This is a genomic window from Streptomyces sp. NPDC054956 (assembly GCF_053609185.1).
Map to the genome: position 1 here is coordinate 21,323 of NZ_JBSGXB010000074.1, position 6,079 is coordinate 27,401.

Here is a 6,079-nt window from a genome sequence, read left to right on the forward strand (position 1 = left end):
CGGCCGGGGTCAGTGGGAGGCGCCGACCGGTTCCTGCTCGGCTTCCACTTCCGCGTTCCAGTCCCGCTTGATCGCGCGCCAGCCCTCGTCCGTCTGCCCCAGGCGCCAGTAGCCCGAGATCGACAGCCGCTCGCGCGGGATGTCGTGCTCGACGCGCAGGTGGCGGCGGAGCTCCTTGACGAAGCCGGCCTCGCCGTGGACGAAGGCGTGCACGTCGCGGGAGGGGAAGGCCAGCGCCCGGACGGCCTCGGTCAGGGCCTCGCCGACCGGCCGGGAGCCGCGGTGGATCCAGACCGGGACGGTGCCGTCCGGGGTGGAGATCTTCAGCTCGTCCCGCGGACCCTCGACCTCCACGAACGCGTGGACCACCGACCCGAAGGGCATCCGCTCCATCGCGGCGCCGATCGCCGGCAGGGCGCTCTCGTCACCGACCAGCAGGTGCCAGCCGGCGACCGGGTCCGGGGCGTAGGCGCCGCCCGGCCCGAGGAACCGTACGAGCTCACCGGGCTGCACGCGGGCCGCCCAGGGGCCGGCCAGGCCCTCGTCGCCGTGGACCACGAAGTCGAGGGTCAGCTCCAGGCGGACCGGGTCCCAGGCGCGCACCGTGTACGCGCGCTGGCGCGGCCACTCCTCGCGGGGGTGGGTCGCCTTGATCCGCTCCAGGTCCCACGGGGAGGCGTACTCGACGCCCTCGGGCGCGAAGAGGATCTTCACGTAGTGGTCGGTGTACGCACCCGCACCGAATCCGGCCAGACCGGCCCCGCCCAGCACGATCCGCACCATGTGCGGGCTCAACCGCTCGGTGCGCACGACGACTGCGGTGCCGACCTTGCGGGCGCGTCCTTCTGCCACGACGTCTCCCTGACTTTCCGACCCTGACTCCCATGAAGCTTAGGATTACCTAAGTTAGCACCTCAGGGGCGCAGTGCGCTGCTCAGGCGTTCAACTGCTCCTCCCAGACCCCACCGGTGGGCGAGGGCCGCCACCAGGTCGGGCTGCGCGGGAGCCGCCGGAAGGGCGGGATCGAACTGCGGCAGTTGAACATCGGAGGCGACCCGGACGACCTTGGGGGCCACCGCCAGGTACGGCCGGGACTCGTCCAGCCGCTTGCGCTGCACGGGGGTCAGCTTCGACTTCGGGTCACCGATCGCCGCGATGATTCCGGCCAGGTCACCGTAGGTGTGCAGGAGCTTCGCGGCGGTCTTCTCGCCGATGCCCGGCACGCCCGGCAGGCCGTCGCTCGGGTCGCCGCGCAGCAGGGCCATCTCCGCGTACCCGGGGCCGTCGACCCCGTACTTCTCCAGCAGCCACGCCTCGTCGGTCACCTGGAGGGTGCCGACGCCCTTGAGCGGGTACAGCACGCGCCGCCCCTTGGCGTCGTCGACCAGCTGGTAGAGGTCCCGGTCGCCGGTGACGATGTCCACCGGGCCCGTGGCGCGGGTGGTGAGCGTGCCGATCACATCGTCCGCCTCGTAGCCGGCGACCCCCACCCGGGCGATCCCGAAGGCGTCCAGGGCCGCCTCGATGATCGGCACCTGCGGGGCCAGGGTGTCCGGGGTCTCCTCAAGGTCCGGGCCGGTCCGCGATTCCTCGGCCACCCGGTGGGCCTTGTAGGAGGGGATCAGCTCCACCCGCCAGTGCGGCCGCCAGTCGGCGTCCATGCACGCCACGAGATCGTCGGGCCGGTGGTCCTGCACGAGGCGGCCGATGAAGTCGAGCAGGCCGCGCACGGCGTTGACCGGGGTCCCGTCGGGGGCCTTCACGGATTCCGGTACGCCGAAGTAGGCGCGGTAGTAGAGGGAGGCGGTGTCCAGGAGCATCAGGCGTCGTGTCGTCGTCACGATCACGATGATGCCCTGGCACCCCGGGCAAAGTGGCGCAGGTGCGGTCTCCTCGGCTCTTGAGCGCGAAACCGGGGCCGGTTGCTGCGTAAGGTGCTTACAGCACACCGATGTGCGATGGACCAGGACAAGGGGAGGGCAGCCCCGCCATGGACGACAGGGATGGCACCGACGGCACGGACGGCACGAACAGCGTGAGCGCGGCGAGCGGCACGATCGGCACGGACCCGACGGGCGCCGCCAACGGCGTCGCCGGCGCGGACGACAAGGACCGGGACCGGGACAAGGACTCCAAGGAACCGCTCCGGGTGGGTGTCGCCGTGCGCAAGAGACGCCGGGCACTGCACCTCACGCTCGCCGCCGTATCGGCGCGCAGCGGCCTGTCGGTCCCCTTCCTCAGCCAGATAGAGAACGAACGGGCCCGGCCCAGCATGCGTTCCCTGGAGCGGGTCGCCGACGCGCTGGAGACCACGGCCGTCGACCTGCTGGCCGCCTCCGACACCGCGCGCACCGTGGACCTCGTACGGGCCGGCGACGACTCGGGGCTCACCCCGGTTCCCGGCGTGCGGCCCCTCGTACGGGGGCACCACCAACTGCACGCGCTGGAGTTCACCGGGGACCAGGACGCCGGCCGCGAGTACCAGCACCGCAACGACGAGCTGATGTACGTGGTCTCGGGCGCCTGCCAGGTGGAGGCGGAGGGCCGGGCCTACCGGCTGGAGAGCGGGGACGCGCTGTTCCTGTCCGGCGGGGTGCGCCACCGCTGGCGGGCCGTCACCGAGGACACCCGCATCCTGATCGTCGCGGTCGGCGACCACATCCACGCGACCTCCGAACCGCCCTCGCCGGGCCGCTGAGACCGGCCGCCGAGACACTGGGCGCCCCGGACATGCGCACACCGAAGCGGGTGGTCTCGCTGGTGCCGTCCCTGACCGAGGCGGTGGCCGTGAGCGCGCCCGGAGCGCTGGTCGGGGTGACCGACTGGTGCACGCACCCGGCCGGCCTCGGGGACGTGGCGCGCGTCGGGGGCACGAAGAACCCCGACGTCGGCGCGATCGCGGAGCTGCGCCCGGACCTGGTCGTCGCCAACGAGGAGGAGAACCGGGCCCCGGACCTGGACGCGCTGCGCGCCGCCGGGCTGGAGGTGCTGGTCACCGAGGTACGGGACCTCCCGCAGGCCTTCGGGGAGCTGGACCGGGTCCTGGTGGGGGCCCTGGGACTCAAGCGGCCCGGGTGGCTGGCGGACGCGGAGGCCGCGTGGGCCCGGGTGGAGCCCCTCCCGCCGTCCCTGGCCTTCGTACCGATCTGGCGGCGGCCGTGGATGGTGCTCGGCCGGGACACCTTCGCGGGGGACCTGCTGGCCCGCCTGGGGGTGCGCAACGCCTGTGCCGGGCATCCGGAGCGTTATCCGAGGATCCCGGCGGCCGAGCTGGCCGCCGCGGGCTGCGACCTCGTCGTGCTCCCCGACGAGCCGTACCGCTTCACCGCCGAGGACGGGCCCGAGGCCTTTCCGGGGATCCCGGCCGCGCTCGTCAGCGGACGGCACCTGACGTGGTACGGGCCTTCGCTGGTCGAGGCCCCGGCGGTGCTGGGGGCGGCCCTGCGCGCGGCGGGCTGAGCACTGCCCTGCGGGGCCGGTCCCCTACCCGCCCTTCCCCCCGTTCCCCGGGCTGCGCCCGGACCCCTCCCGGGGTCCGGGGGGCGGCCCCCGGCGGCGGCGCCGGGCTGCTAGGCGGCCCGGGGGGCGGCGGGTGCGGCCAGGAGGCGGCCGGTGAACAGGCCCCGCAGGGTGTTCGCGGCGGCCAGGAGCCAGGCGGTCAGCAGGGCCAGGAACAGCGCGGCGGCCAGCCAGGAGAAGGCGGTGAGCCCGGTGTGGCGGGCCAGGCCGGCGGCGCCGGTGACGCAGGTGCCGACGGGGAAGGTCAGTGCCCACCAGGTCATGGCGAACCCCATGCCGTCGCGGGCGGCCCGCACCAGCATCGCCGCGGCCAGCGCCAGCCAGAGCAGGGCGAATCCCATCACGGGGACCCCGTAGACGACCGCGAAGGCGGCGAAGGCGCCGGAGTACGCGGCGGATATCGACTGGGGGGCCATGTCCGCGAGGGAGTTCACGGCGGTGGTGGACTGGCCGAGGGGGCCGAGGACCAGGAACAGGGTGGGGGTGAGCGCCAGGGGCAGGGGGCCGCTGATGATCAGCCGGCCGAAGACCAGGGGGAGCATCAGCAGGGTGGCCAGCAGGCTGATGCCGAACATGGCGTAACAGGCGAGCAGCATGGCCTCGCGGGCCTGTCCGGCGGCCAGGTGGGGGATCAGCAGGGGGCCCAGCGCGGCGGAGACCATGGGGGCGACCAGGGGCAGCAGCCAGACGGGGGTGGCCTGGTGGGCCTCGACCTTGTGGCGGACCACCATCAGGTAGGGGACGGCGACCGCGGCCAGCAGACCGATGGCGGTGCCGGCGGTGAACAGGACGGCGTCGGCGGCGACGGCGGCCCGGACCCCGATGAGGTCCTTGCCGACGATCAGGGCGCCGCCGCCCACGGCCAGCAGCGCCATCGACAGGCAGCCGTAGAAGGGGGCCACGGCGGGGTCGAGGAGGTGGGCGCGGGCCTGGTCGCGGTGGTGGAGCCAGTGCCCGGCGCGGGCGGTCAGCAGGACGGCGAGGGCGGTGGCGGCCAGCACCCAGAAGACCTGGCAGAGCACGCGCTGGCCGGGGAGCTGGTACGGGAGGGTCGCGCCGGCATTGGCGACGATCGCCGTGCCCATGACGGACGCGTACCAGTTGGGGCCGAGGTGGCGCAGTGCGGGAGCCTTGTGGGTCCGCAGGATCCCGGGGGTGGTGGGAAGGGGTCGTACCAGGGTGGTGGCCATGGGTCCAGCGTCGCGGCGGCCAGCGCCGGACGGCAGGGGGCACTGTCCTATGAGGGCATAAACTGAAGTTATGGGTACTGGGTATGGCAATGAGGAGTGGGCCGGAGCACAGGTTCCGCTGGCGCACCGGGTCCCCGACCTGGGCGCCATGGAACTGCTGCTGGCGGTCGCGCGCGTCGGCAGTCTGAGCGGCGCGGCGCGGCGGCTCGGGATCACCCAGCCCGCCGCCAGCAGCCGCATCCGGGCGATGGAGACCCGGCTCGGCGTCGCGCTGGTGGACCGGTCCCCGCGCGGGTCCACGCTGACGGCGGAGGGCGCGCTGGTCACGGACTGGGCGCGGCGGGTCGTGGAGGCGGCCGAGGCCTTCGACGCGGGCGCCCAGGCGCTACGGGGCCGCCGCGACTCCCGGCTGCGGGTCGCCGCCAGCATGACCATCGCGGAGTACCTGCTGCCCGGCTGGCTGATCGCGCTGCGCGGGCAGCGCCCCGGGACGGCGGTGTCGCTGCACGCGGGGAACTCGGCGGTCGTCGCCGAACGGGTCCTCGCGCACGAGGCGGACCTCGGCTTCGTGGAGGGGCTGAGCGTGCCGGAAGGGCTCGACTCGGTGGTGATCGCACAGGACCGGCTCGTCGTGGCGGTGGCTCCCGGGCACCCGTGGGCGCGGCGGTCGAAGGGGGTGGAGGCGGCGGAGCTGGCCGCGACCCCGCTGATCCTGCGGGAGCGGGGCTCGGGGACCCGGCAGGTCCTGGACGCGGCCCTGGCCGGATGCGGGGGGCTGGCGGAGCCGCTGCTGGAACTGGCGTCGACCACTGCGGTCAAGGCGGCGGCGGTGTCCGGGGCGGGGCCGTGCGTGCTGTCGGAACTGGCGGTGGGGGACGAGATGGCGGGGCGGCGGCTGGTGTCCGTCCCGGTCCTGGGCGCGGGCCTGGACCGGGAACTGCGCGCGGTCTGGCCCTCGGGCTCCCGCCCGGCGGGCCCGGCGCGCGACCTGCTCGCACTGACCCGCCACTGACCGACGCGGTCCGGCCCCGCCGGGGGAATCCGGCCCTGCCGCCTATGGCCGGCGCCCGGGTGCCCGGCGGGCCCGCGCCCCGCGCCCTAGGGTCGGCGCCCTGGGGCGGGCGGTTTGTGCCCGTGGGCCCGCGGCCTGTGCCCGGTGCCCGGTGCACTGCGCCCTGGGGCCCGCGCCCTGTGCCCGGGCCTGCTTCCCGACTGGGTACTTCAAGCCCCGCGGGTAGATCCAGCCCCTCCGGCGTTTGAGGAGCGGGGGTCCGGGGGCTGGCCCCCGTGCGGCGGCGACGCAGACGGCAACGGGTCCGGGGCGGAGCCCCGGGGAACGGGGGAAGGGCGGGTAGGGGACAAGCCCCCCC

Annotated in this window: 6 protein-coding genes; 3 read left to right on the forward strand and 3 right to left on the reverse strand. The window is 74.7% G+C overall.

Going from position 1 to position 6,079, the window contains the following annotated elements; translation table 11 throughout:
• Positions 1-9: 9 nt before the first annotated feature.
• Together ACWGDE_RS14955 and ACWGDE_RS14960 are read right to left on the reverse strand one after the other, a co-directional pair.
• Positions 10-852 carry a siderophore-interacting protein gene (locus tag ACWGDE_RS14955; protein WP_453389402.1) on the reverse strand — a complete coding sequence of 281 codons (843 nt, stop codon included), beginning with the start codon at positions 850-852 and terminating at the stop codon, positions 10-12.
• Between the two features lie 62 nt (positions 853-914).
• Positions 915-1,820, reverse strand: a complete 906-nt coding sequence (locus ACWGDE_RS14960) for a 5'-3' exonuclease (RefSeq protein ID WP_453389407.1) — start codon at positions 1,818-1,820, stop codon at positions 915-917.
• A 329-nt stretch (positions 1,821-2,149) separates the two neighbouring features.
• Between ACWGDE_RS14960 and ACWGDE_RS14965 the strand changes: the two genes are divergently transcribed.
• Both ACWGDE_RS14965 and ACWGDE_RS14970 read left to right on the forward strand, forming a co-directional pair.
• The gene (locus ACWGDE_RS14965; RefSeq protein WP_453389408.1) at positions 2,150-2,698 is read left to right on the forward strand and encodes a helix-turn-helix domain-containing protein; all 549 of its coding nucleotides are present in this window, start codon (positions 2,150-2,152) and stop codon (positions 2,696-2,698) included.
• A 32-nt stretch (positions 2,699-2,730) separates the two neighbouring features.
• Positions 2,731-3,459, forward strand: coding sequence for a helical backbone metal receptor (locus ACWGDE_RS14970; protein WP_453389403.1), 729 nt, complete (start codon positions 2,731-2,733; stop codon positions 3,457-3,459).
• Between the two features lie 110 nt (positions 3,460-3,569).
• Here ACWGDE_RS14970 and ACWGDE_RS14975 read toward each other — a convergent pair whose 3' ends face one another.
• Positions 3,570-4,709: a TDT family transporter gene (locus ACWGDE_RS14975; protein WP_453389404.1), complete on the reverse strand. Its 1,140-nt coding sequence runs from the start codon at positions 4,707-4,709 to the stop codon at positions 3,570-3,572.
• A 70-nt stretch (positions 4,710-4,779) separates the two neighbouring features.
• Between ACWGDE_RS14975 and ACWGDE_RS14980 the strand changes: the two genes are divergently transcribed.
• Complete coding sequence (locus ACWGDE_RS14980) at positions 4,780-5,721, forward strand: LysR family transcriptional regulator (protein ID WP_453389405.1); 942 nt, start codon at positions 4,780-4,782, stop codon at positions 5,719-5,721.
• Positions 5,722-6,079: the final 358 nt, after the last annotated feature.